Origin of the sequence: Salmonella sp. SAL04196 (genome assembly GCF_046550835.1) — a bacterium.
In the GTDB taxonomy this organism is placed as follows: Bacteria; Pseudomonadota; Gammaproteobacteria; order Enterobacterales; family Enterobacteriaceae; genus Salmonella; species Salmonella enterica.
In genome coordinates, this window is the sequence record NZ_JBGDXE010000001.1 from 974,843 (window position 1) to 998,785 (window position 23,943).

Annotated in this window: 29 protein-coding genes and 2 pseudogenes; 13 read left to right on the forward strand and 18 right to left on the reverse strand. The window is 49.1% G+C overall.

All coding sequences use genetic code 11. The features are described from left to right. Positions 1-77 precede the first annotated feature (77 nt). A pseudogene (locus ACLJPE_RS04950) lies at positions 78-572 on the forward strand (glycosyl hydrolase family 18 protein); the annotation flags it as partial. Between the two features lie 102 nt (positions 573-674). Here ACLJPE_RS04950 and ACLJPE_RS04955 read toward each other — a convergent pair. Both ACLJPE_RS04955 and msrB read right to left on the reverse strand, forming a co-directional pair. Further along, positions 675-953, reverse strand: a complete 279-nt coding sequence (locus ACLJPE_RS04955) for a YeaC family protein (protein WP_001046864.1) — start codon at positions 951-953, stop codon at positions 675-677. A gap of 41 nt (positions 954-994) precedes the next feature. Then, the gene (gene msrB / locus ACLJPE_RS04960; RefSeq protein ID WP_001519539.1) at positions 995-1,408 is read right to left on the reverse strand and encodes a peptide-methionine (R)-S-oxide reductase MsrB; all 414 of its coding nucleotides are present in this window, start codon (positions 1,406-1,408) and stop codon (positions 995-997) included. 341 nt (positions 1,409-1,749) lie between these two features. Here msrB and gapA point away from each other — a divergent pair, with 341 nt between their 5' ends. Both gapA and ACLJPE_RS04970 read left to right on the forward strand, forming a co-directional pair. Then, on the forward strand, positions 1,750-2,745 hold the full coding sequence (gene gapA, locus ACLJPE_RS04965) for a glyceraldehyde-3-phosphate dehydrogenase (protein WP_000153505.1): 996 nt from the start codon (positions 1,750-1,752) through the stop codon (positions 2,743-2,745). Between the two features lie 328 nt (positions 2,746-3,073). Continuing rightward, positions 3,074-3,958 (forward strand): D-hexose-6-phosphate mutarotase, encoded by an 885-nt coding sequence (locus ACLJPE_RS04970; protein WP_039513218.1) that lies wholly within the window; start codon positions 3,074-3,076, stop codon positions 3,956-3,958. A gap of 98 nt (positions 3,959-4,056) precedes the next feature. Here the strand turns inward: ACLJPE_RS04970 and ACLJPE_RS04975 are convergent, their stop codons facing one another. The 3 genes from ACLJPE_RS04975 to ACLJPE_RS04985 form a co-directional block, all read right to left on the reverse strand. After that, entirely contained in the window at positions 4,057-4,914 is an 858-nt protein-coding gene (locus ACLJPE_RS04975; protein WP_000843746.1) for an aldo/keto reductase, read from the reverse strand. A 96-nt stretch (positions 4,915-5,010) separates the two neighbouring features. Beyond that, positions 5,011-6,207 (reverse strand): anaerobic sulfatase maturase, encoded by a 1,197-nt coding sequence (locus ACLJPE_RS04980; RefSeq protein WP_000029250.1) that lies wholly within the window; start codon positions 6,205-6,207, stop codon positions 5,011-5,013. A gap of 289 nt (positions 6,208-6,496) precedes the next feature. Further along, complete coding sequence (locus tag ACLJPE_RS04985; protein WP_000163762.1) at positions 6,497-7,243, reverse strand: MipA/OmpV family protein; 747 nt, start codon at positions 7,241-7,243, stop codon at positions 6,497-6,499. Positions 7,244-7,670: 427 nt separating this feature from the next. Here ACLJPE_RS04985 and yeaG point away from each other — a divergent pair, with 427 nt between their 5' ends. Together yeaG and ACLJPE_RS04995 are read left to right on the forward strand one after the other, a co-directional pair. After that, positions 7,671-9,605 (forward strand): protein kinase YeaG, encoded by a 1,935-nt coding sequence (yeaG, locus tag ACLJPE_RS04990; RefSeq protein ID WP_001518010.1) that lies wholly within the window; start codon positions 7,671-7,673, stop codon positions 9,603-9,605. A 122-nt stretch (positions 9,606-9,727) separates the two neighbouring features. Then, positions 9,728-11,014: a YeaH/YhbH family protein gene (locus tag ACLJPE_RS04995; RefSeq protein ID WP_031601901.1), complete on the forward strand. Its 1,287-nt coding sequence runs from the start codon at positions 9,728-9,730 to the stop codon at positions 11,012-11,014. Between the two features lie 149 nt (positions 11,015-11,163). Here ACLJPE_RS04995 and ACLJPE_RS05000 read toward each other — a convergent pair whose 3' ends face one another. Then, positions 11,164-11,370 carry a hypothetical protein gene (locus tag ACLJPE_RS05000; RefSeq protein WP_024132288.1) on the reverse strand — a complete coding sequence of 69 codons (207 nt, stop codon included), beginning with the start codon at positions 11,368-11,370 and terminating at the stop codon, positions 11,164-11,166. A gap of 293 nt (positions 11,371-11,663) precedes the next feature. Between ACLJPE_RS05000 and dgcJ the strand changes: the two genes are divergently transcribed. Both dgcJ and ACLJPE_RS05010 read left to right on the forward strand, forming a co-directional pair. After that, on the forward strand, positions 11,664-13,157 hold the full coding sequence (gene dgcJ, locus ACLJPE_RS05005; protein ID WP_001048658.1) for a diguanylate cyclase DgcJ: 1,494 nt from the start codon (positions 11,664-11,666) through the stop codon (positions 13,155-13,157). Positions 13,158-13,206: 49 nt separating this feature from the next. After that, positions 13,207-13,725: a YbaK/prolyl-tRNA synthetase associated domain-containing protein gene (locus ACLJPE_RS05010; protein ID WP_161970696.1), complete on the forward strand. Its 519-nt coding sequence runs from the start codon at positions 13,207-13,209 to the stop codon at positions 13,723-13,725. On the opposite strand, the gene yoaI is transcribed toward ACLJPE_RS05010, so the two are convergent. Continuing rightward, on the reverse strand, positions 13,722-13,829 hold the full coding sequence (gene yoaI, locus ACLJPE_RS05015; protein WP_000272242.1) for a small membrane protein YoaI: 108 nt from the start codon (positions 13,827-13,829) through the stop codon (positions 13,722-13,724). The genes ACLJPE_RS05010 and yoaI overlap by 4 nt on opposite strands. A gap of 205 nt (positions 13,830-14,034) precedes the next feature. Between yoaI and ACLJPE_RS05020 the strand changes: the two genes are divergently transcribed. Beyond that, positions 14,035-14,481 (forward strand): DUF441 domain-containing protein, encoded by a 447-nt coding sequence (locus ACLJPE_RS05020; protein WP_000460698.1) that lies wholly within the window; start codon positions 14,035-14,037, stop codon positions 14,479-14,481. On the opposite strand, the gene ACLJPE_RS05025 is transcribed toward ACLJPE_RS05020, so the two are convergent. Then, positions 14,461-15,255 (reverse strand): AraC family transcriptional regulator, encoded by a 795-nt coding sequence (locus ACLJPE_RS05025; RefSeq protein WP_000579793.1) that lies wholly within the window; start codon positions 15,253-15,255, stop codon positions 14,461-14,463. The two genes, ACLJPE_RS05020 and ACLJPE_RS05025, sit on opposite strands and share 21 nt — an antisense overlap. 100 nt (positions 15,256-15,355) lie before the next feature. Here ACLJPE_RS05025 and ACLJPE_RS05030 point away from each other — a divergent pair, with 100 nt between their 5' ends. Beyond that, entirely contained in the window at positions 15,356-16,543 is a 1,188-nt protein-coding gene (locus ACLJPE_RS05030) for a CynX/NimT family MFS transporter (RefSeq protein ID WP_000205355.1), read from the forward strand. A 114-nt stretch (positions 16,544-16,657) separates the two neighbouring features. After that, positions 16,658-17,005 carry a DUF488 domain-containing protein gene (locus ACLJPE_RS05035; protein ID WP_001222532.1) on the forward strand — a complete coding sequence of 116 codons (348 nt, stop codon included), beginning with the start codon at positions 16,658-16,660 and terminating at the stop codon, positions 17,003-17,005. Here the strand turns inward: ACLJPE_RS05035 and ACLJPE_RS05040 are convergent. Both ACLJPE_RS05040 and ACLJPE_RS05045 read right to left on the reverse strand, forming a co-directional pair. After that, positions 16,991-17,302 carry a hypothetical protein gene (locus ACLJPE_RS05040; protein ID WP_000487129.1) on the reverse strand — a complete coding sequence of 104 codons (312 nt, stop codon included), beginning with the start codon at positions 17,300-17,302 and terminating at the stop codon, positions 16,991-16,993. The two genes, ACLJPE_RS05035 and ACLJPE_RS05040, sit on opposite strands and share 15 nt — an antisense overlap. Before the next feature lie 68 nt (positions 17,303-17,370). Beyond that, complete coding sequence (locus ACLJPE_RS05045) at positions 17,371-17,622, reverse strand: DUF333 domain-containing protein (RefSeq protein ID WP_000673492.1); 252 nt, start codon at positions 17,620-17,622, stop codon at positions 17,371-17,373. Between the two features lie 195 nt (positions 17,623-17,817). On the opposite strand from ACLJPE_RS05045, the gene ACLJPE_RS05050 reads away from it, so the two are divergent. After that, positions 17,818-17,916, forward strand: coding sequence for a YoaK family small membrane protein (locus ACLJPE_RS05050; protein WP_001589065.1), 99 nt, complete (start codon positions 17,818-17,820; stop codon positions 17,914-17,916). Positions 17,917-18,054: 138 nt separating this feature from the next. On the opposite strand, the gene ACLJPE_RS05055 is transcribed toward ACLJPE_RS05050, so the two are convergent. From ACLJPE_RS05055 to ACLJPE_RS05080, 6 genes are all read right to left on the reverse strand, one after another. Continuing rightward, positions 18,055-18,303 carry a GlsB/YeaQ/YmgE family stress response membrane protein gene (locus tag ACLJPE_RS05055; protein ID WP_000512149.1) on the reverse strand — a complete coding sequence of 83 codons (249 nt, stop codon included), beginning with the start codon at positions 18,301-18,303 and terminating at the stop codon, positions 18,055-18,057. Positions 18,304-18,616: 313 nt separating this feature from the next. After that, complete coding sequence (locus ACLJPE_RS05060; RefSeq protein WP_024134481.1) at positions 18,617-19,258, reverse strand: hypothetical protein; 642 nt, start codon at positions 19,256-19,258, stop codon at positions 18,617-18,619. A 229-nt stretch (positions 19,259-19,487) separates the two neighbouring features. Continuing rightward, on the reverse strand, positions 19,488-19,670 hold the full coding sequence (locus tag ACLJPE_RS05065) for a DUF1869 domain-containing protein (RefSeq protein WP_000513733.1): 183 nt from the start codon (positions 19,668-19,670) through the stop codon (positions 19,488-19,490). A gap of 2 nt (positions 19,671-19,672) precedes the next feature. Further along, entirely contained in the window at positions 19,673-20,035 is a 363-nt protein-coding gene (yeaR, locus tag ACLJPE_RS05070; RefSeq protein WP_001248986.1) for a DUF1971 domain-containing protein YeaR, read from the reverse strand. 172 nt (positions 20,036-20,207) lie between these two features. Then, a complete protein-coding gene (gene leuE, locus ACLJPE_RS05075) occupies positions 20,208-20,846 on the reverse strand; it encodes a leucine efflux protein LeuE (RefSeq protein ID WP_000457190.1) in 639 nt (212 codons plus the stop codon). Between the two features lie 196 nt (positions 20,847-21,042). Beyond that, complete coding sequence (locus ACLJPE_RS05080; protein WP_000617984.1) at positions 21,043-21,588, reverse strand: chorismate mutase; 546 nt, start codon at positions 21,586-21,588, stop codon at positions 21,043-21,045. 82 nt (positions 21,589-21,670) lie between these two features. Here ACLJPE_RS05080 and ACLJPE_RS05085 point away from each other — a divergent pair. Together ACLJPE_RS05085 and ACLJPE_RS05090 are read left to right on the forward strand one after the other, a co-directional pair. Beyond that, positions 21,671-21,825, forward strand: a pseudogene (locus ACLJPE_RS05085) (hypothetical protein). A gap of 78 nt (positions 21,826-21,903) precedes the next feature. Continuing rightward, positions 21,904-22,152 carry a biofilm/acid-resistance regulator YmgB/AriR gene (locus tag ACLJPE_RS05090; protein ID WP_000208086.1) on the forward strand — a complete coding sequence of 83 codons (249 nt, stop codon included), beginning with the start codon at positions 21,904-21,906 and terminating at the stop codon, positions 22,150-22,152. 254 nt (positions 22,153-22,406) lie between these two features. Here the strand turns inward: ACLJPE_RS05090 and ACLJPE_RS05095 are convergent, their stop codons facing one another. Continuing rightward, positions 22,407-23,255, reverse strand: a complete 849-nt coding sequence (locus tag ACLJPE_RS05095; protein ID WP_000190269.1) for a MerR family transcriptional regulator — start codon at positions 23,253-23,255, stop codon at positions 22,407-22,409. Positions 23,256-23,323: 68 nt separating this feature from the next. Further along, positions 23,324-23,917: a helix-turn-helix domain-containing protein gene (locus ACLJPE_RS05100; protein ID WP_001562706.1), complete on the reverse strand. Its 594-nt coding sequence runs from the start codon at positions 23,915-23,917 to the stop codon at positions 23,324-23,326. Between the last annotated feature and the right edge of the window lie 26 nt (positions 23,918-23,943).

Sequence of the window (23,943 nt, forward strand, 5' to 3'; positions counted from 1 at the left end):
TAATCTGCTGCGGTTATTTTTTCGCCACCCAATTCTGTGGCGTGTTTCTGTGTTAAATGTCAAAAAGGATCGTTAAAGAAGCCCGCGCGGTGTTTATTAAACCGGCGCAGAAGATTGTCGACAAATATGGTCTCGATGGGATCGCTCTTGACTGGGAATATTCGGTTAACGTCGCATTTAAAAGCGCTTCGTCAGCTAATGAGCCCCAAAAGCGGGTCACCCTCGCCGTCGGCACGAATGCGGAAAATCCGAAAAGCTGGCTGGACGTGAAAGCTATAGCCCCGTAGCTCGACTTTATCAATCTGATGACTTACGACATGGCCTTATGGCACGCAGTATTTCAACGCCAATCCGTATGACTCAAACGCCTGGCCTGCTGCTGACAGTAAAGTCTGCCGGGGGAAGGCACTGTTTGCCCTCTCTTATGAAAATCCGCGCCGGTGGGGATCAACGCGGACCAGATTAAAAAGCGCGGGCTGGCCGGCACAATGTTCTGGGAATAGGCCACCGATGACAATAATCAGTTAGCGACACAGCTGGCGGACTCGCTGGACATTAAGCGTTATTCGTAAAAATATGGCGGGCCTGTGTCTGGCAGCAATGAGCAGGCCCGGTAAGCACAACGCATTGGCAATGAAACCACCGGATGGCGACTACCTCTTATCCGGCTGTCGTTACTGCATTTTCAATGTCGCAATCGGCTTTGACGTAATACCGAAATCCGCTTTGAGCTGCTGCTTGCTTTTCATCACCATCTGACCGTGAGTATCGATCGTCATATGTTGCGCTTCGGTATTGTGCCGCGCCTGCCATAGCATCACCAGTTGCAGGCTGTTTTCTTTCTGTTCCGGCGTCAACGCCACGCCATCCGGCCATTTACCCAGCTCAACGGCGGTGGATAAACGTTGATACACTTCCGGCGTCATGCTGTTAATGATCTCATCAAGATTCATGATGTGTCCGCTCCTGTGGAATAATTTGCTGAATCGTTTTTTCAGCCTTTCAGTTGATCGCCGTTTTTCTCGTCAGAAAAGGCCAGCGAGGCCGAATTAACGCAATAGCGCTCACCGGTTGGCTGCGGACCATCCGGGAAAACGTGTCCGAGATGCGCATCGCAGTTACCGCAACGAATTTCGACACGCTGCATGCCATGAGAAAAATCGTCTATGTAACGAATCGCCTCTTCGCTGACAGGCTGGTAAAAGCTAGGCCAGCCGCAGCCTGAATCGTATTTGGTGTGGGAGTGAAAAAGCGGCGTATCACAGACCAGGCAGTGATAAACCCCATCGCGTTTATTATGTAGCAGGCGTCCGGTAAATGGCGGTTCTGTGCCACGATCCTGCGTCACATAGAATTGCATTTCGGACAATTTTTTCTTGAGTTCTTCTGCTGAAGGTTGGTTAGCCATTTGCTCACATCTCACTTTAAACGTGCTCACATTGCCTGACCGATTCTAACAAAACATTAACACCTCAGTACCAACTTTTGTTCTAAACTTGATCATTGCGAAATGGCGGCTCATGAATCGTGACTGATGTCACATTATTATCTCGGTTGCCCTTTAAAATTCGGGGCGGCGCCCCCATGTGGTTTCAAGCCGAAAGGAAGAGTGAGGCGAATCAGCCGCGCAAAGGTTGTGCAGAGGATTGATTTGTCGCAATGATTGACACGATTCCGCTTGACGCTGCGTAAGGTTTTTGTAATTTTACAGGCAACCTTTTATTCACTAACAAATAGCTGGTGGAATATATGACTATCAAAGTAGGTATCAACGGTTTTGGCCGTATCGGTCGCATTGTTTTCCGTGCTGCTCAGAAACGTTCTGACATCGAGATCGTTGCAATCAACGACCTGTTAGACGCAGAGTACATGGCATACATGCTGAAATATGACTCCACTCACGGCCGTTTCGACGGTACTGTTGAAGTGAAAGACGGTCATCTGATCGTTAACGGTAAAAAAATCCGTGTTACCGCTGAACGCGATCCGGCTAACCTGAAATGGGACGAAGTTGGTGTTGACGTAGTGGCTGAAGCTACCGGTATCTTCCTGACTGACGAAACCGCGCGTAAACACATCACCGCTGGCGCGAAAAAAGTGGTTCTGACGGGTCCGTCTAAAGACAACACCCCAATGTTTGTTAAAGGCGCTAACTTTGACAAATACGAAGGCCAGGACATCGTTTCCAACGCTTCCTGCACCACCAACTGCCTGGCGCCGCTGGCAAAAGTTATCAACGACAACTTCGGTATCATCGAAGGTCTGATGACTACTGTTCACGCGACTACCGCAACCCAGAAAACCGTTGACGGCCCGTCTCACAAAGACTGGCGCGGCGGCCGCGGCGCATCTCAGAACATCATCCCGTCCTCTACTGGCGCTGCTAAAGCGGTAGGTAAAGTACTGCCTGAACTGAATGGCAAACTGACTGGTATGGCGTTCCGCGTTCCGACTCCGAACGTATCCGTTGTTGACCTGACCGTTCGTCTGGAAAAAGCGGCTACCTACGAGCAGATCAAAGCTGCTGTTAAAGCTGCTGCCGAAGGCGAAATGAAAGGCGTTCTGGGTTACACCGAAGACGACGTTGTATCTACCGATTTCAACGGCGAAGTATGCACTTCCGTGTTCGATGCTAAAGCAGGCATCGCGCTGAACGACAACTTCGTGAAACTGGTCTCCTGGTACGATAACGAAACCGGTTACTCCAACAAAGTACTGGACCTGATTGCTCACATCTCCAAATAAGTTGAGATGACACAATCATTGGTAAGAGCGACTCAGGTCGCTCTTTTTTTTGCTTAAAGATATACCCGTCATACTTCAAGTTGCAGGTGTGTTGGCTATGCTTTCTCACCCGAATCACTGACGGAAGTCGAACTTATCGGGATGAATCAGGGATGTCCCTGGCCGTAGGTTACCTACGGTTGTTCAAATTCGTTCCCGATGAATTTGTCGTTCACTTGCCGCGTTACTCGGCCTGCGGCCCCGCCTCTACGGGCCAGCGCAAGCACTGGTCAAGGCACAAGCGCCTTGTCATGCAACTCGAATTATTTAGGGTTAAGAGGATTGCGTAATGATTAATAAAATTTTTGCCCTCCCGGTTATCGAACAGCTTACCCCTGTCCTTTCCCGTCGTCAGCTTGATGACCTGGATCTGATCGTCGTTGACCATCCGCAGGTTAAAGCCTCTTTTGCATTACAGGGCGCGCACCTTCTCTCCTGGAAACCCGTTGGCGAGGAAGAGGTATTGTGGCTCAGTAATAATACGCCTTTCAAAACCGGCGTGGCGCTACGCGGCGGCGTACCGATCTGCTGGCCCTGGTTTGGACCTGCGGCTCAACAGGGTCTGCCGTCACACGGCTTTGCGCGTAATCTACCGTGGGCGCTAAAAGCGCATAATGAAGATGATAATGGCGTAATGCTGACATTTGAGCTGCAAAGCAGTGAGGCCACCCGGAAATACTGGCCGCACGATTTCACGCTGCTGGCACGTTTTAAAGTGGGCAAAACCTGTGAAATTGAACTGGAAGCGCATGGCGAGTTTGCAACCACATCCGCGCTCCACAGCTATTTTAACGTTGGCGACATCGCCAACGTTAAGGTCAGCGGACTCGGCGATCGGTTTATTGATAAAGTTAACGACGCTAAAGAAGGTGTCCTGGCCGACGGTATACAAACCTTTCCGGACCGTACCGATCGCATTTACCTCAATCCTGAAGCATGTAGCGTGATCCACGATGCGACATTAAACCGCACGATTGATGTGGTCCACCACCATCATCTTAACGTCGTAGGCTGGAACCCTGGCCCGGCGTTGTCCGTCAGCATGGGCGACATGCCGGATGACGGCTATAAAACGTTTGTCTGCGTTGAAACGGCTTATGCTACTGCGCCGCAACAAGCCACAGAAGAAAAACCCTCTCGTCTGGCGCAGACTATATGCGTCGCAAAACGCTAAAAGTGAATGGATAACGGCGTTGCTATAGGCTCTGGAAGGCGTCAGCCGCCATCAGGCATGACCTGCCGGATGGCGGCGCTTACGCATTTTATCCGGCGTCACACCATATCCAACGCGGTTTTCCCTTTTGGCGCAGGCCAGGCGTTGTCCAGTAAGGCAAGTTCGTTTGCTGACAAGGCGATCTCAAGCGCCGCCGCATTTTGCTTCACGTGTTCTGTACTTCCGGCTTTCGGGATCGCCATCACGCCCGGATGCGCAATCACCCACGTCAGTAAGATTTGCGCCGCCGTAACGTTATGCGCTTGCGCAATTTCATTCACCACCGGATGATTCAGTAAACCGCTACGTAACCGGCCAGCCTGCGCCAGCGGGCTATAGGCCATCACTGGCATTCGCTGTTGTTGACACCACGGCAATAAATCATACTCAATACCGCGTGACGCCAGATGATAGAGCACCTGATTTGTCGCGCATTGCTGTCCCCCGGGGATGCGCCACAGCGCCTGCATATCGTCATAATCAAGATTAGAGACTCCCCAACGGCGAATTTTCCCCTGCGCGATTAGCCGCTCCATACCTTCAACGGTCTCTTCGAATGAAAAGTTTCCGGCCCAGTGCAATAGATAGAGATCGAGATAATCTGTTTTCAGACGACGCAGGCTTTCCTCACAGGCGGCAACTATCTTCTGGCCGCCAGCGTTCCACGGGTACACTTTTGACACCAGAAATGCCTCATCGCGTCGCCCTGCCAGCGCCTCTCCCACGACCTTTTCCGCCCCGCCGTCGGCATACATTTCCGCCGTATCAATAAGGCGTAACCCCAAATCCAGCCCCGCGCGCAGCGCCGAAACCTCGCGCTGACGTTGATCCGCGCGCTCGCCCATATACCATGTTCCCTGTCCGATGGCAGGAAGCGTCACCTGCCCGCAAAACGTTACGTTTTTCACTGATTTCATTTCCTTTTCAATGTCACTCGACGGTAAAACAATACAGGACTCTTAGACCCTACGGTAATGTCCGGCATCATACCGCGCAAGGGGGCGATTTTCTTGTCACTGACGAACGTCATCCGCAATCATGTCGACGATGCGGGTAATATGCGCGGCGGGTCGCTGATTCAGTAATAATTGACGCATCACATTCATATAGGGCGTCACATGTTGAAAGAACTCCAGATATCCTTTACAGAGATAATTTTGCCGTTCGCCGCCGTCCATACAAATTCGATGTTTCGGACAACCGCCGTGACAGGCAAAGCGCCACGTACAGTTCTGGCAGCGTGAGGAAAGGTTTGCTTTAGCCGCGCCAAACTGCTGCTGAAAAGAAGAAGCCGCCATTTCTTCTAAAGAGTGTTGCTGCAGATTGCCCAGTTTATAGGCGGGAAAAACAAAATGGTCACAGCTAAACACGTCGCCATTCTGCTCCACCAGCAAACTTTGCCCGCAGGTCGACTGCATCGTACAAAGCGTGGCGGGCTCCCCCATCCAGACGCCAAGTAAGTTGTCAAAAAGCTGTACGAATATGCGTCCGACATCGTGACGTATCCATTGATCAAAAACATCGCACATAAAGGCCCCCCACCCTTCAGGTGTGACGGAAAAGGGCATCAGCGAAGGCGAATCCTCATTGTCAGATAACGTCAAAGAACGCTGCGTTTTTTGCGCGAGCGGCTCAACAATGGGAATAAATTGCAGGTGTTTACTTTCCAATTCCTGCGTCAAAAAATGATAAATAGCGTTGCCATGACGGCATGACACATCATTCACGACAGTGAGCGTGTTGAACTCGACATCATTTGCCTGCAGAAGGCGGATAGCATTAACGACACGGGAAAAAGACGCCCGCCCTGACGGCGTTTTCCGGTAATTATCATGAACGACTTGCGGCCCATCAATCGATATACCAATCAGGAACTGGTGCTGCGCAAAGAAAGCCGCCCATTCTTCATTGATTAATACGCCATTGGTTTGCAGACTGTTGTAAATAGTTTTGCCGTTGGCATAGCGTTGCTGCAAGCGCACCACTTTTTGGTAAAAAGAAAGACCGCATAGCGTCGGCTCTCCCCCCTGCCAACAAAACGAGACCTCTGAGGATGGCGTATCATCAATTACCCGGCGGATATACGTCTCCAGCACATCGTCAGACATGACGCGCTGGCCCCGGGGTTTATCAAGATAGAAACAGTACTTGCACGATAAGTTACACAGACTGCCGCTGGGCTTGGCTACGGTATTGAATACTATGCTCATTCGTCTTACTCGCTGTGAAGAATGGGTATAGCATAAGCGGGACGTGACAGGGCGATATCAGCCAGCATTGCAACAATTATTACGCTAATTGTTAGCGCAGTTGTAATCACCTGGATTTTTCATATAAAAGGCTATTTTTTTAAATTGATGTAACAAAGTATAAATCACGTAAGGCTGCGCCATCCCCGGTCAACAGCGCATTTATGCAAGCCGCCATGTTCGCGTTTCAGACAGCACAAAGCCTGCATAACGCAGGCTTTGTCATGGTTTTTCTGGCAAATTCAATCAATCAGAATCTATAGGTCACGCCAGTAGAAAGGATACCGGTCCAGGATTTATCCACCATCGGGCTATCGGTAATTTCATCCGACAGACGGGTGTAGCGCGCAGTACCATATACGCTCCAGTTACCGGCGAAATTATAGTTAGCGCTCAGTTCAAGATACGGGTTCCAGCTATCGTTCGGGTTATAGCCGCGCAGGCCGCTACGCGAAGATTCTTTACGTGATACGCCGTAATAGTAATCGTTCTGGTTCTCGCTATTCCATTCAACCCCGATACCTGGCGTTAAGGTCAGCCCGCCATTGGTATACCGATAAAGCCAGGCCAGATCCCAGACAATACCGTTACTGTTATCCAACGTATCCCCTGCCAGTGAGGTACGCAGGAATCCATACTGGGTGTGATGCGCGTAAGAAACGCCCGCCATCATAGTACTTTTACGCCTGTCCAGACGACGCAACTGATGGTCATCGCTGTCGCCCGGTTTGAAGTACATCGGGGACCAGTATGCCATGATTGACAACTTATCGGCATTGTCATTCCACAAGTAGTAGCCGCCGCCCAGACCACGGAACCAGAAGTTTTCGCTTTCATAAGCGATGACCGGTATCGGATAAACATCGCTATCGTAATCTTTATAAGGGTGTTCAACCACACCAACGCCTGCGCCCAACGTCAGGTTGCTTTCAGCGTGCGCGACGCTGGCGGATGTTGCAATAAACACGCCAAGAGCCAGAAGTTTAAGTTTGGTCACAATCCATAATTCCTTATTCAAATGTTCTGCGGCAAAAGTGTAACCGCCAATACCTGTAAGCCCAACTATTTTACACAATGTAACCGTTTAATATCACCACCACCGATTATTTTCAGATGATCGGCTGATGATCGTTATGTGACCGGGAACGCTTTTTCTGATATCCACCAGCCTTTTCTACCTGATGAGTTATTGATATGTCATCGAAATCCACTGGCGCGTACAGGCAAGTTTTGCAAATGCCATCTACGCTTAATGTTAAGAAGGTGTATCACCGGACACGTTGATCTTCTGACCAATAAAATGGCATGAGAGTTGCTTTTTTTTTCCTTAGCAGAGACGGCGTTCAGTCTACCTCTTCCGGGAGCCTCTACTATTCATATGAACGGCTCTTAACATGTGCGAAAAAACGAAAGGATGGCATATCATGAATATATTCGATCACTATCGCCAGCGTTACGAAGCTGCCAAGGACGAAGAGTTCACACTGCAGGATTTTCTTACCATTTGTCGGCAAGATCGCAGTGCTTATGCCAACGCGGCAGAGCGGCTATTAATGGCTATCGGCGAGCCTAATATGGTTGACACTGCCCAGGAACCCCGACTTTCCCGACTCTTCTCCAACCGGGTTATTGCTCGCTATCCTGCGTTTGAAGAGTTTTACGGCATGGAAGACGCGATTGAACAGATTGTCTCTTATCTGAAACATGCGGCGCAAGGGCTGGAAGAGAAGAAACAAATTCTCTATTTGCTGGGACCTGTGGGGGGTGGCAAATCATCGCTCGCTGAACGGCTGAAATCGCTAATGCAGCGCGTGCCAATTTATGTTTTAAGCGCCAACGGCGAGCGTAGTCCGGTCAACGATCATCCGTTATGCCTGTTTAATCCGCAGGAAGACGCGCAGATTCTGGAAAAAGAGTACGGTATTCCGCGCCGCTATCTCGGTACGATTATGTCCCCGTGGGCGGCCAAACGCCTGCATGAGTTTGGCGGCGATATTACTAAATTCCGCGTGGTGAAAGTCTGGCCCTCCATTCTGGAGCAGATTGCCATCGCCAAAACGGAACCCGGCGATGAAAACAACCAGGATATTTCGGCGCTGGTCGGCAAGGTGGATATTCGTAAACTCGAACATCACGCCCAGAACGATCCGGATGCGTATGGTTACTCTGGCGCGCTGTGCCGCGCTAACCAGGGGATCATGGAGTTCGTCGAGATGTTTAAAGCGCCTATTAAGGTGCTGCACCCCTTGCTGACCGCAACCCAGGAAGGTAACTACAATGGTACGGAAGGTATTTCCGCCCTGCCCTTTAATGGCATCATACTTGCCCACTCAAACGAATCTGAATGGGTGACTTTCCGTAACAATAAAAATAACGAAGCGTTCCTTGACCGTGTCTATATTGTGAAGGTGCCTTATTGCCTGCGAATCTCCGAAGAGATCAAAATCTACGAGAAACTACTTAATCATAGCGAGCTGGCTCATGCGCCCTGCGCGCCGGGCACGTTGGAAACGCTTTCGCGCTTCTCGATTCTTTCCCGCCTGAAAGAGCCGGAAAATTCCAGTATTTACTCGAAAATGCGCGTTTATGACGGTGAAAGCCTGAAAGATACCGACCCCAAAGCCAAATCGTACCAGGAGTATCGCGACTATGCGGGCGTGGATGAAGGGATGAACGGTCTCTCCACCCGATTCGCCTTTAAGATCCTCTCCCGCGTATTCAACTTCGACCATGCGGAAGTGGCGGCAAACCCGGTACATCTGTTCTACGTTCTGGAACAACAAATCGAGCGCGAGCAGTTCCCACAGGAGCAGGCTGAACGTTATCTGGAGTTCCTGAAAGGCTACCTGATCCCGAAATACGCCGAATTTATCGGCAAGGAGATCCAGACGGCCTATCTCGAATCTTATTCTGAGTACGGGCAGAACATTTTTGATCGTTACGTGACTTATGCGGATTTCTGGATTCAGGATCAGGAGTATCGCGACCCGGATACCGGTCAACTGTTCGATCGCGAGTCGCTGAACGCCGAACTGGAAAAAATTGAAAAGCCAGCGGGTATCAGTAACCCGAAAGATTTCCGTAATGAGATAGTAAACTTTGTCCTGCGCGCCAGAGCCAACAATAGCGGCCGTAATCCAAACTGGACCAGTTACGAGAAGCTGCGCACGGTGATTGAGAAAAAAATGTTCTCTAATACTGAAGAGCTGTTGCCGGTCATTTCTTTTAACGCCAAAACGTCGACTGACGAGCAGAAAAAGCATGACGACTTTGTCGATCGGATGATGGAGAAAGGGTATACCCGTAAGCAGGTTCGTTTGCTGTGCGAGTGGTACCTGCGCGTGCGTAAATCGTCGTGATATTAATGCCCGGTGGCGCTTGCGCTTACCGGGCCTACAAAGTAATGTTCTGTAGACTGGCTAAGCGTTAGCGCTATCCGGCACTGACAGAACAGGCGCTCAGTTGGCAGTACGGGGGGCATATGACCTGGTTCATAGACCGACGTCTTAACGGCAAAAATAAAAGCACGGTGAATCGCCAGCGCTTTTTGCGTCGTTATAAAGCACAAATTAAGCAGTCGATTTCCGAAGCGATTAATAAACGCTCTGTGACCGATGTCGACAGCGGAGAGTCCGTCTCTATTCCAACCGATGATATTAGCGAACCGATGTTTCATCAGGGGCGCGGCGGTCTGCGCCATCGCGTCCATCCGGGTAACGATCACTTTATCCAGAATGATCGCATTGAGCGTCCGCAAGGCGGTGGCGGCGGCGGTTCCGGCAGCGGTCAAGGTCAGGCCAGCCAGGACGGCGAAGGCCAGGATGAGTTTGTTTTTCAGATTTCAAAAGATGAGTATCTGGATCTGCTCTTTGAAGATTTAGCGCTGCCTAATCTGAAAAAAAACCAGCATCGCCAGCTTAACGAGTATAAAACTCACCGCGCCGGTTTCACCTCAAACGGCGTGCCGGCCAATATCAGCGTGGTACGTTCGCTACAAAGCTCTCTGGCGCGACGTACAGCAATGACGGCAGGAAAACGCCGCGAACTGCACGCGCTGGAAACGGAACTGGAGACCATCAGCAAAAGCGAACCAGCGCAACTGCTTGAAGAGGAGCGGTTACGTCGGGAGATTGCCGAACTGCGGGCTAAAATCGAGCGGGTGCCGTTTATCGACACCTTTGATTTACGCTATAAAAATTATGAAAAACGGCCTGAGCCCTCCAGCCAGGCGGTAATGTTCTGTCTGATGGACGTCTCTGGTTCGATGGACCAGGCAACCAAAGATATGGCCAAGCGTTTTTACATTCTGCTCTATCTGTTTTTAAGCCGAACGTATAAGAACGTCGAAGTGGTTTATATCCGCCACCATACCCAGGCGAAGGAAGTGGACGAACATGAGTTCTTTTATTCGCAAGAGACCGGCGGGACGATTGTCTCCAGCGCGCTTAAACTCATGGATGAAGTGGTTAAAGAGCGCTACGACCCCGGTCAGTGGAACATCTATGCGGCGCAAGCGTCAGACGGTGATAACTGGGCCGACGATTCACCGCTGTGTCATGAGATTCTGGCGAAAAAGCTGCTGCCGGTAGTGCGCTATTACAGCTATATTGAGATTACCCGCCGCGCCCACCAGACCTTATGGCGCGAGTATGAACATCTGCAGGCGACGTTCGATAACTTCGCCATGCAGCATATTCGCGATCAGGAGGATATTTATCCGGTATTCCGCGAATTGTTTCAGAAACAGAGCGCCAATCAAAGTGCATAACCATAAATCAGCCCGTAATGAGTCACGGGCTGATTTATCACTAACAAGGCAATTATACATACTACCACTACAATAGCCGTAAACCTGTATATCTCCTGACTGGATTTACCTTACATGCGCCGACTTATCACTGGAATAGTATGGATTTATTAATGCCAGCAATACTCACCAGGAGGTGGTGGTAATTGCAGAGAATCAGGGGGTTGTAGTTTGCAAAAAAAGTAGTGACCAGGAAAATAGAAATCAAAATCCCACGGGCCACCACCACTGCCCGACGATGCCATAGCCGACGACGTGAACCCCGCAGCCAGCAATGCAAAAAGCAAAATTGCTGCTATTTCTTTAAATCGTTTCATAGTGCCTCCGAACGGAAGTACATTATTATCCTTACCACGTCACACTCCTTTCACGTAATAATAAAGGCTATTTTATTTTCGTTAGTGTTAAATCGATGCCGTTAATTAACAATTTACTTTTTGCGACAATAGTCACGACTGAAAATATCAACACCATATATTATTGAATTTATTAAATCGAGAATGATTTTTATTCCATAACATCAACACGTTTTATTTTTAAACAGTCTATTAGAGGAATTCTCATCGCTATGGTAAACTAACGCATCCGACTTTCAGGGCTGTAGTTCATCATGAATTTGCATCATAAAGCGCTCAGGCACTTTATCTCGGCAAGCGTCATCGTTTTGACATCGTCCTTCCTGATTTACGAACTTATTGCCAGCGACAGGGCAATGAATGCCTATATGCGTTATATCATGGAGAGAGCCGATTCGTCGTTTTTGTACGATAAGTACCAGAATCAGAGCATCGCCGCACATTTGATGCGAACTTTTGAAGCGCCGGGAGACCCCGTCACCGCAGAAAAACGCCGCGCGTTTTGCGACGCCTTTGAGGCTATTAACGGTACGCACGGCGTCAACCTGACCCGGCATAATTACCCGGCGCTACATGGTACCCTGCAAACCGCCGCTACACAGTGTACCGATAATCTTGATGACGCCCTTTTACTGCCTGCATTTGATCAGGCGGTAAGCATCAACCGTTCGCAGGACGACCACAGTCACGGGCTGGGCACACTGGAGCTTAAATTCCGTTATTACGTTGATTTAAATAAACATTATGTCTATTTCTATGATTTAATCAACTCACGGCGCTTCGCCATGCATCGTTGGACTTTTTTACAAAAAGGTACAATGGGTATTAACAGAAAAGATATAGATAAACTTTTTACCGGCCGTACGGTTATTTCAAGTATTTACATGGATGATATTACCCAGGAAAACGTCATGAGCTTTTTAACGCCAGTCTATCTGGCGGGAACGTTAAAAGGTATCGTGATGGTGGATGTTAACCAGGATAATTTAAAAAATATTTTTTATACCCAGGATCGTCCGCTGGTTTGGCGCTATCTTAACGTAACACTAAAGGATATGGACTCCGGAAAAGAAATTATTATTAATCAAAGCAAAAATAATCTGTTTCAATATGTGAATTATAGCCATGATATCCCTGGTGGGCTGCGCGTTTCTTTGTCCCTTGATTTAACCTATTTCCTTGTCTCGTCCTGGAAAGCGCTGGCCTTTTACTTACTGGCAACGGCGCTCCTGCTTAATATGGTACGGATGCACTTTCGGCTTTATCGCAACGTCACACGCGAAAATATTAGCGATGCCATGACCGGGCTTTACAACCGTAAAATATTAACACCAGTGCTGGAACAGCGACTGCAACGCCTGGTCAATACCGGGACGCCGGTGACATTTGTCGCTATTGATTGCGATAGGTTAAAACTGATCAACGATACCCAGGGGCACCAGGAAGGCGACCGAATTATTACCCTGTTGGCGAAAGCGATTAAAACATCGATTCGTAAAAGCGATTACGCCATCCGCCTCGGCGGCGATGAGTTCTGTATTATTCTTGTTGATTACGCGGCGGATTTGGCTATCCATCTGCCGGAGCGTATTATTCGTAACCTGCAAATTATCGCACCGGATAAGACAGTCCATTTTTCCGCCGGGATTTATAATATGCAGCCCAATGATACGATTAATGATGCCTACCAGGCTTCCGATGCGCAGCTCTATCTGAACAAACAACAAAAACAACATCGTTCATCATAGTGCTTCGCAGTAAATGTTCATATTGCACCAGGAGTAAGAAATGGCCGAAATGACTGAAGTCGCGAAGGGTGTCGCTACACACCAACGTTTAGTGGCTTTATTAACGCAGGAGAACGCGCGCTATCGTGTGGTTAGCCATGAAGCGGTAGGGAAATGCGAAGCGGTATCTGAAATACGCGGTACTGCGCTGGGCCAGGGCGCAAAAGCGCTGGTCTGTAAAGTCAAAGGCAACGGCGTCAACCAGCACGTTCTTGCTATTCTGGCGGCCGATCAGCAAGCCGACCTCTCTCAGCTTGCTTCACATCTGGGCGGCTTACGCGCTTCCCTTGCCAGCCCGGCGGAAGTCGATATGCTGACCGGCTGCGTTTTTGGCGCGATCCCGCCTTTCAGTTTTCACCCCAATCTGAAACTGGTCGCCGATCCGCTCCTGTTTGAGCGTTTCGATGAAATTGCTTTTAATGCCGGCCTGCTGGAAAAATCAGTCATTATGAATACACAGGACTATCTGCGCATCGCCCGACCAGAACTGGCAGTCTTCCGCCGCTTACAGTCATCGCCAACGGCTTAGAGCCTATCCCCTTCAAGGAGCAATACAGACACAACGATAATGATAATAATGGCGAAAAACGACGCCGTTATCATCAGCGCTTCAAGAAACGGTGGATCGTACATAATTGTATCCTCAGGAAGACAACAATGACGGTTCACCTGTTAGCAATACGCGGCGTTGATGGCAATTTAATGACAACGCCGTTTTTCATGTAAAGATTGTCTTTCAGGCAGTTGCCTGAAATCCGCATCAATCGTTAAAAAGGCCTGTGCGCTTTCCCGTTTGGGCGTAAAGTAGTCAGGCTTACTTTTTGGCAAGGAAACCATAATGTTTGATGTCACTCTGCTGATCCTGCTCGGACTGGCAGCTCTGGGATTTATCAGCCACAACACCACTGTCGCCGTCTCAATTCTGGTGCTGATTATTGTCCGCGTAACCCCGTTGAATACCTTTTTTCCCTGGATTGAAAAACAGGGACTTACCGTCGGGATTATTATTCTGACCATCGGCGTGATGGCCCCCATCGCCAGCGGAACCCTACCGCCCTCCACATTGATCCACTCTTTTGTGAACTGGAAATCGCTGGTCGCGATTGCCGTCGGCGTTTTCGTCTCCTGGCTGGGCGGTCGCGGCATTACGCTGATGGGAAACCAACCGCAGCTCGTCGCCGGGCTGCTGGTCGGTACGGTACTTGGCGTCGCGCTGTTTCGCGGCGTGCCGGTCGGCCCACTGATTGCGGCGGGGCTGGTCTCTTTAATTGTGGGGAAGCAGTAACTCGCCCGTCAGATACTGGCCTGGGGTCTGCCCCAGGCCTTTTTTAAACATGGTAATGAATGCCGTGGTGGAATCATAACCCAGCATTTGCGCCGTCTGCTGTACATTACGTCCCGCGATCAGCGCTTGTAGCGCCAGAATTAATTGCAACTGATGACGCCAGCGACGAAAGCTTAGTCCCGTCTCTTTGACGACCAGCCGGGCAAGGTTACGCTCGCTCATCGCGAATACGCTGGCCCACTGCCCTAACGTATTCCATCGCGCGGGCTCCTGCGCCATTGTCTCAACCATTTGGCGAATTTTCGGATGTCCCGATACCGGTAATTGCAATTGTTCCTGCGGCTGCTGCGGCAGTTCATCAAACAACACCTGAATAAGGCGCTGCGTTGGCATTTGCGCTCTTTCGGGATCGGTTCTGCGCGCCAGCGACAAAATCAACTCCCGGCATAACGGCGAAATTTTCAGCGTACAGCAACGCTCCGGCATGACGACCGCCGCAGGTTCAATAAATAAAAAGCACAGCTCCGCCCCTGCGGTCACATGATTACTGTGCGGCAGCGAGCCGGGGAGCCAGACGGCATACTGGGGCGGAACCATCCACATCGCATTTTCCACCTCACAGGTGATCGCGCCGTGCAGAGCGAGGATCAACTGTCCCTTGCGATGCTGATGGCGAGGGCTAAATAGTTCATCATCCCTGGCGCGAATACAAAAGGCCACAGCGGCATCGTGGTGAAGGTCGGGATCGTAACCGTCCAGTCTCAGGCCAATCATTATATTGTCCGATTTTAGCGATAAATTGTCATTTTAGCTTGATTCATCCAAACAGTAAAAACTGTTAAGGTATCGCCTCGCCTGACGAGATGAGAAAACGATGACGACAGCCCTTTCACCACGCGGCAAACAGGGCGCTTTACTGATTGCCGGTATTTTGATGATAGCCACTACGCTGCGCGTAACATTTACCGGCGCTGCGCCGTTGCTGGAGACAATCCGTTCGGATTACGGTCTTTCCACCGCCCAGACGGGCCTGCTAACAACCTTGCCGCTTCTGGCGTTTGCACTGGTTTCGCCGCTGGCGGCCGGTATTGCCCGCCGGTTTGGGATGGAACGCAGTCTGTTTGCCGCAATGCTGCTGATTTGCGCGGGTATTGCCCTCCGCTCCCTGCCCTCCGCTACATTATTGTTTGCCGGAACTGCCATTATTGGGTGCGGGATAGCGCTGGGTAATGTGCTGCTACCAGGATTGATTAAGCGCGATTTTTCACAACATGTCGCCAGGCTGACGGGCGCGTATTCATTGACGATGGGCGCCGCCGCCGCGTTGGGGTCCGCGCTGGTGGTTCCGCTGGCGTTGCACGGTTTTGGCTGGCGCGGCGCGCTGTTAATGCTGATGCTGTTTCCGCTGTTGGCGTTTCTTATCTGGTTGCCGCAGTGGCGCACTACCCGCTCAGCTAACCTGAGTAGCTCCCGGGCATTACATGAACGCGGTATCTGGCGTTCGCCTTTAGCCTGGCAAGTTACGTTGTTTCTGGGACTTAACTCACTGATTTATTATGTGATTATCGGCTGGTTACCAACAATACTCATCAGCCACGGTTACAGCGAAGCACAGGCAGGATCGCTACATGGCCTGCTGCAACTGGCGACCGCGGCGCCTGGGTTAGCCATTCCGCTTATTTTGCATCGCTTTAACGATCAACGCTGGATTGCCGCGCTGGTCTCACTATTGTGCGCGTTGGGCGCGGCGGGACTTTGGTTTGTGCCGGGCCAGGCGGTCATCTGGACGCTACTGTTCGGCTTCGGTTCAGGCGCGACGATGATCCTCGGCCTGACGTTTATCGGCCTGCGTGCCAGTTCGGCGCATCAGGCGGCGGCGCTTTCCGGCATGGCGCAGTCGGTCGGGTATTTACTGGCGGCATGTGGGCCGCCCGTCATGGGAAAACTTCATGATGCCAGCGGTAGCTGGTATCTGCCGCTATCAGGCGTGACGGTTCTGGCTATCATCATGGCGATTTTCGGCCTCTACGCCGGACGCGATCGAGAGATAGCGTATAAATAAACCTGATACCCACTTGAATGCCTGATGGCGCTTCGTTTATCAGGCCTGATCCATTAAAATTATTACCGCTATCCGACAAAAGTACCGTAAGCGACACCATCACAGGAGGGAAAAATGCGAATCCAGTGTAAGCGCGTCTATTTCCCGGCGGAAAAAGACGATGGTTATCGGGTATTGGTTGACAGGCTATGGCCGCGAGGCATTAAAAAATCGGCGCTGGTCTATGATGAATGGAATAAGGCCATTACGCCCTCAACCGAATTGCGCAAAGCCTTTCATAGCGAACTGATTGATTTTAACCACTTCGCACAGCAATACCGGGCAGAACTTGCGCAACAGCATCAAGAAGGCAAACGGCTGGCAGATATTGCCCGACACCAACCGCTAACGTTGCTATACGCCGCTAAAGATACTCGCCAGAACCATGCCATTGTGCTGGCGGAGTGGCTACGAGAGCTGTGATTGTCGTGCCGCCGCCTGGCCTGGTTGTCTGTCCGGGGACAACGGCATCAAATGTTCTGCCCGCACCCAGGCAAAACCGTGCTGACCATCGGCGGAGGCTACGTCGCCCGTGACCAGCCACAGCGCCCGAGGCGCTTCTTTCGGCAGTAAGGTAACGTGTCCATTTACCGGGTTAATGAATTCATCTCCGGGTTGACACAGGCAAAATAGCTCAACCGACTTGCCTATATTCCGCCGTCCGGCGGGTGTTTTAGCGCCAATAACTATTGCCAACGCGCCCGGCTTTAACTGAAACATATTTTCTTGCGCCGCATGAAACTCATTATCAGATTGTTCTTAATCATATCCCGTCGGACCGCAGGTTGTCACTTTTTCGTATCAGGGTGCTCTCTGCGCCATAGTGTCCACTCATCAATGATTTCGCCATTGGGCAATTTGCAATCGGAACGCACGCCTTGTGGGGTCTGCACCGGCATCAGCGTACCGCCTTGTTGCTCACAGTAGACGGCTGCCGGATTAGGCATCCCAATGCGCGGCGGCCTGGGGGCGTTGGGTTGCGACGATGAACAAGCGCTCAGCAGCAATACGCCTGGCAACGCAATCCACGTAAATTTCATAACGACTCCTTAAAGCGATATTTTGTCCAGGATAACCTGGCGGGTACGCTATTTCCATACTTTCTGTCAGCGCTTTAGCGGGTGTTTATCCCGGGTTAAGTCAGTAATAGCCACGCCCTGTCACAAAGTAACCGACCTTTTGTCGCTGAGAAAACCCTGCTATTCTGGCGCCCCCTGAACAGTGAAGGTAATAGCATGAGAGTGGGTATCCTCTTCCCTGTCGTCATTTTCATTACGGCAATATTATTTTTGGCATGGTTTTTTATTGGCGGTTACGCCGCGCCGGGAGCATAACCATGAGGAAAACAACGATGGTGTTGATGGGCATCGCGCTAATTGCGGCGGCGGGTACCGAACTGGGCTGGTGGTAAATTCATTTTGAATAATAAAGGCTACCTGTCGTAGCCTTTATTATCTCTGAAAGTTCTGCGTTTAGCTTTTGATTTTTCTGTAGATTAACAGCACGACAATCGCGCCGATCACCGCGACTGCAAAGCTGCCGAAGTTGAAACCATCCACTTTGCCAAAGCCAAAGAACGTACTGATCCATCCTCCGACTACCGCACCAACGATCCCCAGAATGATCGTCATAAAGAATCCGCCGCCATCTTTACCTGGCATGATCCACTTAGCCAAAATACCCGCAATAAGTCCAAAAATAATCCATGAAAGAATGCCCATTTTTTCCTCACTTATGTCTTAACGTTAGCGGTTTATTTGCCGTTAAAAAGAATAGCACATCGTCAGGAAAGTGAAGTTTGTGATATCCATCACCTTTTAGCGTCGTGGATAAAAGCGCATAAATATCAGGGTTGCAATCATTAATGATAACGATTATCTTTATCAACACCGAGTGGTTGAGTTTATAACCCACCTGTTCGGTACGACATTGCTCACATTGCTTCCAGTATTATTTGCCCGCCTCACCGAGTGCGGGCTTTTTTTGCTAACCGCTATCTATCCCATGTCGAATTCATGGTCTTTTTCAGCCGCGCTATTTTGCGTGATACGGGGTCATCTCCAGCGCCGTACATTCATCCTGCTTGTCCTGCTGCATAAACCCCATGGTCACCATAAACAAACCGATCATAAATGGCACTTCATAAAGCTCTTCAATCAAATCTGTGTAACGCGCGTTATGCAGGAATATCGGCGACAACCACCGATGATGCTCGACAGTGTCGGAAATCAGATATGAACATGCCGTCACGGCAAACAGCCACAATGGCAGAGAAACGTCCCGCAGACGACGAACAATCTCCTTACGTAGCTCGGCAGAAAACAGGACTGGCAAGACTAACGCAGCAATTAATAGCACTGAAATCATTCTGAACAGTATACGCGGCTCGTCAGGGAAATAGTCACGCCCCCAACTGGTGCTTCTACCCAGCAGTACCAGCCACCAGACAACAGCCCATAGCCAAAACTGCTTTGCCCCTTCGGGACGGGAAAGTGGCCGTATATACCAGGCGGTAAATAGCGCCCCAAACAGTAACCATAACGCTTGTCCGTTTTCAATCCATCGGACCACCACGCCGTTAAGCAAAGGCAATTGCCAGTCCGCCGTAAACGGGATGACCACAGCGGCAAGCGCAAGAGTAAGTGCTGACGAAGTTAATCGGGTATCGAGTTTCATGATCATAAGACTCTTCTGGTTTTTAATACCCAATCATAAGTTTTATGAATACGCTCTCATTAGCAAACAATGCGCTATTCTTAATGTTTTCTTAATGTTTCTTTTCAACCCATGTCTGATGTAAATAAACAGCGCTTTTCAATACGCAAAAACCGCATCACGCTGGCGACGCGCGATGCGGCTTCTGATTTAAAAAATCACTTTATATCAAATAGATACCACAACATCCTTACCAACCGCAAACGTCGTGTTCGTTTTCGGTATCGTAGGAACGCACGGTATTGACCAAATCCTTCACAACTTCTGCCGCAACTTCAGGTACCAGCAACGTCATCGGTGCTTCCGTTTCATAGTCCACAGAGACGCCATTGCTATTATTCGTGACCGTGACGGTATAAGTGGCTTTTCCCATTATTATTCTCTCCCGGCATGAATGACTTTTCGTGAGGTCGCCCCTTCCATCAGTACTTCCGGCGCGACAAAAAAGTCGATGTTAAAATAGGTATCATCCGTCATGACCTCAATATTGTGCCACTTTTCCGGAGGAAACACGCCAAACTCGCCGGCATTGATCACCATGATTTCTTCCGGCTCAGAGCAATGTTCATCAGCGTATCCGAGATATTTGACCGCCCCCTGCATCACCGAGAGGCGAGGATAAACGCCGGGTCGCGTTCCCTTATCAAGGTGGCGTTCGAAAATTCCGGCAGGCGCCGTCTCTTTGTTCCAGAATGGCGTGGAACGTGTATGGATATGATCTTGTGGAATTTGCCGCATTTGCTTCCCTCTTCCCGCAGGTTACTCAGCGATAGTCTCATCGCTGTCGTAAAAAGGTTACGCTCCAAAAACAGCATTTTAAATACCATTTATTGGTTACTATTTTGCTGTTTTCCACGCAATAAAACCGAAAGGAGTGCAATGACCCGCCGTTGTCGACGGGTCCAGGGGGTTAAGACTGGAGCGTTGCCAGCCGGGCGGCAAACCCGACGAAAAGAAGGCCAATCAACGAATTGCCCACTTTTGCCAGTTTCTTTTTGGTACCAATATAGTGGGTTACAAAAGCGCCAGAAAGAATTAAAAAGCTCAGATAGCAAAAACTGACGATTTCAAGGGTGGTAGCCAAAATAAAAAATGACACCCCAGTATGCGGCGCAGTAACGTCAATAAATTGCACAAAAAAGGAAACATAAAAAAGTATGGCTTTAGGATTCGTCAGGCTAAGAATTAAAGCACGCTTAAAAATAGCGCCAAAAGGAACTACCGTTTCCGTCGCCGCACGCCCCTTTGAGGTCAGCGTGGCGTAAAGGATTTTTGCGCCAAGGTAGAGCAGATAAAACGCGCCGAGATAGCGAACAATATTAAACAGAACCGGCGTTGTTTTGATCAGCGTCGCCACGCCCGCATACGCCAGAAACATTAATATCGCATCGCCGATAAACACGCCGCATGCGGCAAGATATCCTCCTTTAACCCCGCGTCCCACGCTGTTTTTAAGCACAAAAAGCGTATTCGGCCCCGGTACCAGAACGATAAAAATCGCCCCAACCAGGTACGTCCAATAATTCAGAACACCATACTCCGCGAACACATTAACCTCTTCCTGAAAACATTTACGCTTAGCTGCGAAACAGTATGCTAACGAATGCACCGGAAGATGGGAAGCGAAACCACGTCCCTCCAGCCGCTATTCCGCCACGCTTATATCCACATCACCCAAAAACGTTCTTGTATCGCGCCCCCCGCAGGCAATCACCCGGTATTGGCCCACGTTTCCTCATGGGGAATTAACGCGCGCGTCGCACCAAAGACAGAGATGCCAACACATCACTGATATCGCTCTCATTCAGATTCGGCGCATTAAAGTGCGTTCTCAGCCACACCATATCCTCATGGCTGAAAGCGCCGACCATCAGGCGCTGGCTGATAATGATCAACATTTGATTATCAAGTTGTCGAATACGTTGCCGGGTGACCGACAAGGTTTGTATAGGAAAGGAGGGTTCTGGGCCGGTTCGCCACTGCGCTAAATAGCGGTACTGTATCGCTTTACTGGCATCCATTAGCGAACGAATAAAAGGGGTTATCGAATGCGGGTCCAGACCGTTATTTTTCGCTTCTTCTTCAGCCTCGGCAAAAACATTTTGTTCACGCGTGAAATCCTCTATCGGCAGATGGTGCTTCATTTTATAAGCAGCCACATCTTTCATTAATAACATGCGTTCATTGAGCGCGGTTAAGAGTGCGCCAAGCGATACCGACGTTACCGAATCGGCAAAAGTGGTGCTGCACATCAATAAAGAACAAAGAAAAATGGCGATATGACGAATCATTAATCAACCTCCTTTTACGGAGGCCTGACAGTAATTTACCTTTATTAAGATAACATTAAGTAATTATTACAAATGGGTATTAATGCTTATTCGTTTAAACTGGAGTGATAAAAAGAACAGGCCGTTGATTCTGCGGAATCTTCACCTTCATTTAAAGTGTATAAAATATACAACAAATCACACAAATGTGATGCGCGTCACGTTTTTATGTTTTTTTATTACAGTTTTATGATATAGGTCTAACTTTAATAGGTCACTAATTTCTCTCCCCCGCTCAGGGAGATCGGCTTCAATTTACATCGAATATGGTGAAATATGACTACCATTACACTAGTCAACGAACAAAATAGTACTGGCAATCCTTTTTCTGCACATATGTTATGTGAACAGCGAGCTATTCAGGAAATTACTTACGAACTATTGCAATCGCAGCAGCATGTCTCAAATAAGGATATCATCGCCAAACTTATTGAAAAACTGGAAACAGAAAAAGACGTAGTGCAGCTTGATATTTACCGTAATGCCTTAGAAGCCGTTTTGTTTCAGACACCTGACGACATCTAATATATACCCAAAATAATTCGAGTTGCTTAAAGGCGGCAAGGGAGTGAGTCCCCAGGAGCATAGATAACTATGTGACTGGGGTGAACGACAAATCTGCCGGGAGCAGATTTGAACGTCGCGTGCGACGGCCCGTCAGGGCGAGGCCCATGGATGGGCCGAGTAATCCGTAGCCAACACATAAGCAACTTGAAGTATGAAGGGTATAAACAAGGGAGGGGGTTACTCCTCCCCTGTTCGTTAATAATGCAGATGCCTCAACGTGCGGTACCTGATTTTTCGTAGCCGTTTGCATGGATTTGCGGTGCAACATGCTGCATGCTTTCTGGCATCTCATGCTGCCGGTATACGGCTGGCAGTAATGTTAAGCCTGAGCCATTTTTCACATGAAGACTAAATTTACCCGATTCTTTTAACGCCTGAATAAGATTTTCCTGGGCGGGAGTTAATGTCTCATCATGCCACAGAACAATATGCTCGAAAGACGTTGATAAAAGATCGGGCATCGGCGCCTGCCAGGGGATGACTTCAACTCGCATACCTTCACTACAATATTTAATCGTTTCCAGCCATAGCTCAATGGGGTCGTTCAGCGAAAACGCAGCAATAAGCATTGTGCCTGCTGGTGCCTTTCGTACGCTACTTAGCTGGAACGTGGCGTATTCAATAATCGCAGTATCCAGTAATGCCTTTTCAAATCGGCGTGCATCATCATCGCCTGCGGACAACCACAGCCGTAAAGGACGCAGTATTGACTCAATTACGATACACGGCGGAATTTCCCGACCATAACGCCAGAGTAATTTTCGCAATTTGGCGGGTTCGAATTTTCTACACTGCGCTAAAATCTCTTCCTGGTAGAATAACCATCCCGAGCGGCAATGCGTTTCTTCACCATAGAGGGCAGGTTTAATCTCTTTTAATGAGAAGCCTTTGCTTAACGCGTCGATAATATGCTGTATTCTGATAGCATCTTCTATGCAATAAAAACGATTGCCAACTTCATCTTTGGTAGGTTGAAGCAGGCCATAGCGTTCCCAGGACCTGATATTTGCTGTTGTGACACCACACTGCGCCGCCATTGCGCTAATACTAAAAGTAGCCATGCCTGTCTGGCCTCATGATGATGTAAGAAAGCATAGTGAACCTAAACGCCATCAGAAGCAAATCATTATTAAGCAATGACCTTACTATTTACACGTGAAATTACATTATCGACATTATTTATTGTCAGCCAGTGCGTAAAGGCTTTAGAGACGGACAGTATTTGATAATCCAGAACTGTTCTACAACCTAATTTAGTCAGAACATGGTAGCGTACTGAGTAAATAGTTTTTAAATGTACATTCAGCTCACAGCTTATTTGTCGGATATCCATTCCTTTAACAAGCATCGCCAAAACATTTCTTTCATTCGCCGTTAATCTGACTTTCTCTGACCTGGGGAAAAATTGACCAGCAGCGGCCAAAATCAGTAACTCACGCCACTCAGCAATAGAGGCATCGACCTTTATTCGATATATAGCATGATGTTCATCAATAAAGTTATATTCATTATGGGTAACAATTCCAATGAGTACCGTTTTAAATGTGGAAGTAATATACTGCTGTACGGTGTAGTAATCGTCGATATCAAAAATAATATAATTTACGTTACCAGCTATTATTGCGACGTCCTTAAATAAGGACTCCAGACCATAATTAAGAAACAGGTTTTCGCTCAATAGTCTTGTATCTGTCTTTAAAACAGATGATGCGGAACCAGTCATATCCACCTCAACAAAACGAGAGCCAT

Bases quoted from the DNA above. Each gene is read 5' to 3' on its own strand.
- ACLJPE_RS05000 (WP_024132288.1), bottom strand. From the start codon at position 11,370: ATGAAACGATTTAAAGAAATAGCAGCAATTTTGCTTTTTGCATTGCTG.
- ACLJPE_RS05060 (WP_024134481.1), bottom strand. From the start codon at position 19,258: ATGAAACTCGATACCCGATTAACTTCGTCAGCACTTACTCTTGCGCTT.
- ACLJPE_RS05050 (WP_001589065.1), top strand. From the start codon at position 17,818: ATGAGAGTGGGTATCCTCTTCCCTGTCGTCATTTTCATTACGGCAATA.
- yoaI (WP_000272242.1), bottom strand. From the start codon at position 13,829: ATGTACGATCCACCGTTTCTTGAAGCGCTGATGATAACGGCGTCGTTT.
- yeaR (WP_001248986.1), bottom strand. From the start codon at position 20,035: ATGCGGCAAATTCCACAAGATCATATCCATACACGTTCCACGCCATTC.
- yeaG (WP_001518010.1), top strand. From the start codon at position 7,671: ATGAATATATTCGATCACTATCGCCAGCGTTACGAAGCTGCCAAGGAC.
- ACLJPE_RS05100 (WP_001562706.1), bottom strand. From the start codon at position 23,917: ATGACTGGTTCCGCATCATCTGTTTTAAAGACAGATACAAGACTATTG.
- ACLJPE_RS05065 (WP_000513733.1), bottom strand. From the start codon at position 19,670: ATGGGAAAAGCCACTTATACCGTCACGGTCACGAATAATAGCAATGGC.
- ACLJPE_RS05040 (WP_000487129.1), bottom strand. From the start codon at position 17,302: ATGTTTCAGTTAAAGCCGGGCGCGTTGGCAATAGTTATTGGCGCTAAA.
- ACLJPE_RS05045 (WP_000673492.1), bottom strand. From the start codon at position 17,622: ATGAAATTTACGTGGATTGCGTTGCCAGGCGTATTGCTGCTGAGCGCT.
- msrB (WP_001519539.1), bottom strand. From the start codon at position 1,408: ATGGCTAACCAACCTTCAGCAGAAGAACTCAAGAAAAAATTGTCCGAA.
- ACLJPE_RS04955 (WP_001046864.1), bottom strand. From the start codon at position 953: ATGAATCTTGATGAGATCATTAACAGCATGACGCCGGAAGTGTATCAA.
- ACLJPE_RS04975 (WP_000843746.1), bottom strand. From the start codon at position 4,914: ATGAAATCAGTGAAAAACGTAACGTTTTGCGGGCAGGTGACGCTTCCT.
- ACLJPE_RS04970 (WP_039513218.1), top strand. From the start codon at position 3,074: ATGATTAATAAAATTTTTGCCCTCCCGGTTATCGAACAGCTTACCCCT.
- ACLJPE_RS04980 (WP_000029250.1), bottom strand. From the start codon at position 6,207: ATGAGCATAGTATTCAATACCGTAGCCAAGCCCAGCGGCAGTCTGTGT.
- ACLJPE_RS05010 (WP_161970696.1), top strand. From the start codon at position 13,207: ATGACTGAAGTCGCGAAGGGTGTCGCTACACACCAACGTTTAGTGGCT.
- ACLJPE_RS05095 (WP_000190269.1), bottom strand. From the start codon at position 23,255: ATGGCTACTTTTAGTATTAGCGCAATGGCGGCGCAGTGTGGTGTCACA.
- gapA (WP_000153505.1), top strand. From the start codon at position 1,750: ATGACTATCAAAGTAGGTATCAACGGTTTTGGCCGTATCGGTCGCATT.
- ACLJPE_RS05030 (WP_000205355.1), top strand. From the start codon at position 15,356: ATGACGACAGCCCTTTCACCACGCGGCAAACAGGGCGCTTTACTGATT.
- ACLJPE_RS05035 (WP_001222532.1), top strand. From the start codon at position 16,658: ATGCGAATCCAGTGTAAGCGCGTCTATTTCCCGGCGGAAAAAGACGAT.
- ACLJPE_RS05020 (WP_000460698.1), top strand. From the start codon at position 14,035: ATGTTTGATGTCACTCTGCTGATCCTGCTCGGACTGGCAGCTCTGGGA.
- ACLJPE_RS05025 (WP_000579793.1), bottom strand. From the start codon at position 15,255: ATGATTGGCCTGAGACTGGACGGTTACGATCCCGACCTTCACCACGAT.
- ACLJPE_RS05055 (WP_000512149.1), bottom strand. From the start codon at position 18,303: ATGGGCATTCTTTCATGGATTATTTTTGGACTTATTGCGGGTATTTTG.
- ACLJPE_RS04995 (WP_031601901.1), top strand. From the start codon at position 9,728: ATGACCTGGTTCATAGACCGACGTCTTAACGGCAAAAATAAAAGCACG.
- dgcJ (WP_001048658.1), top strand. From the start codon at position 11,664: ATGAATTTGCATCATAAAGCGCTCAGGCACTTTATCTCGGCAAGCGTC.
- ACLJPE_RS05080 (WP_000617984.1), bottom strand. From the start codon at position 21,588: ATGATTCGTCATATCGCCATTTTTCTTTGTTCTTTATTGATGTGCAGC.
- ACLJPE_RS05090 (WP_000208086.1), top strand. From the start codon at position 21,904: ATGACTACCATTACACTAGTCAACGAACAAAATAGTACTGGCAATCCT.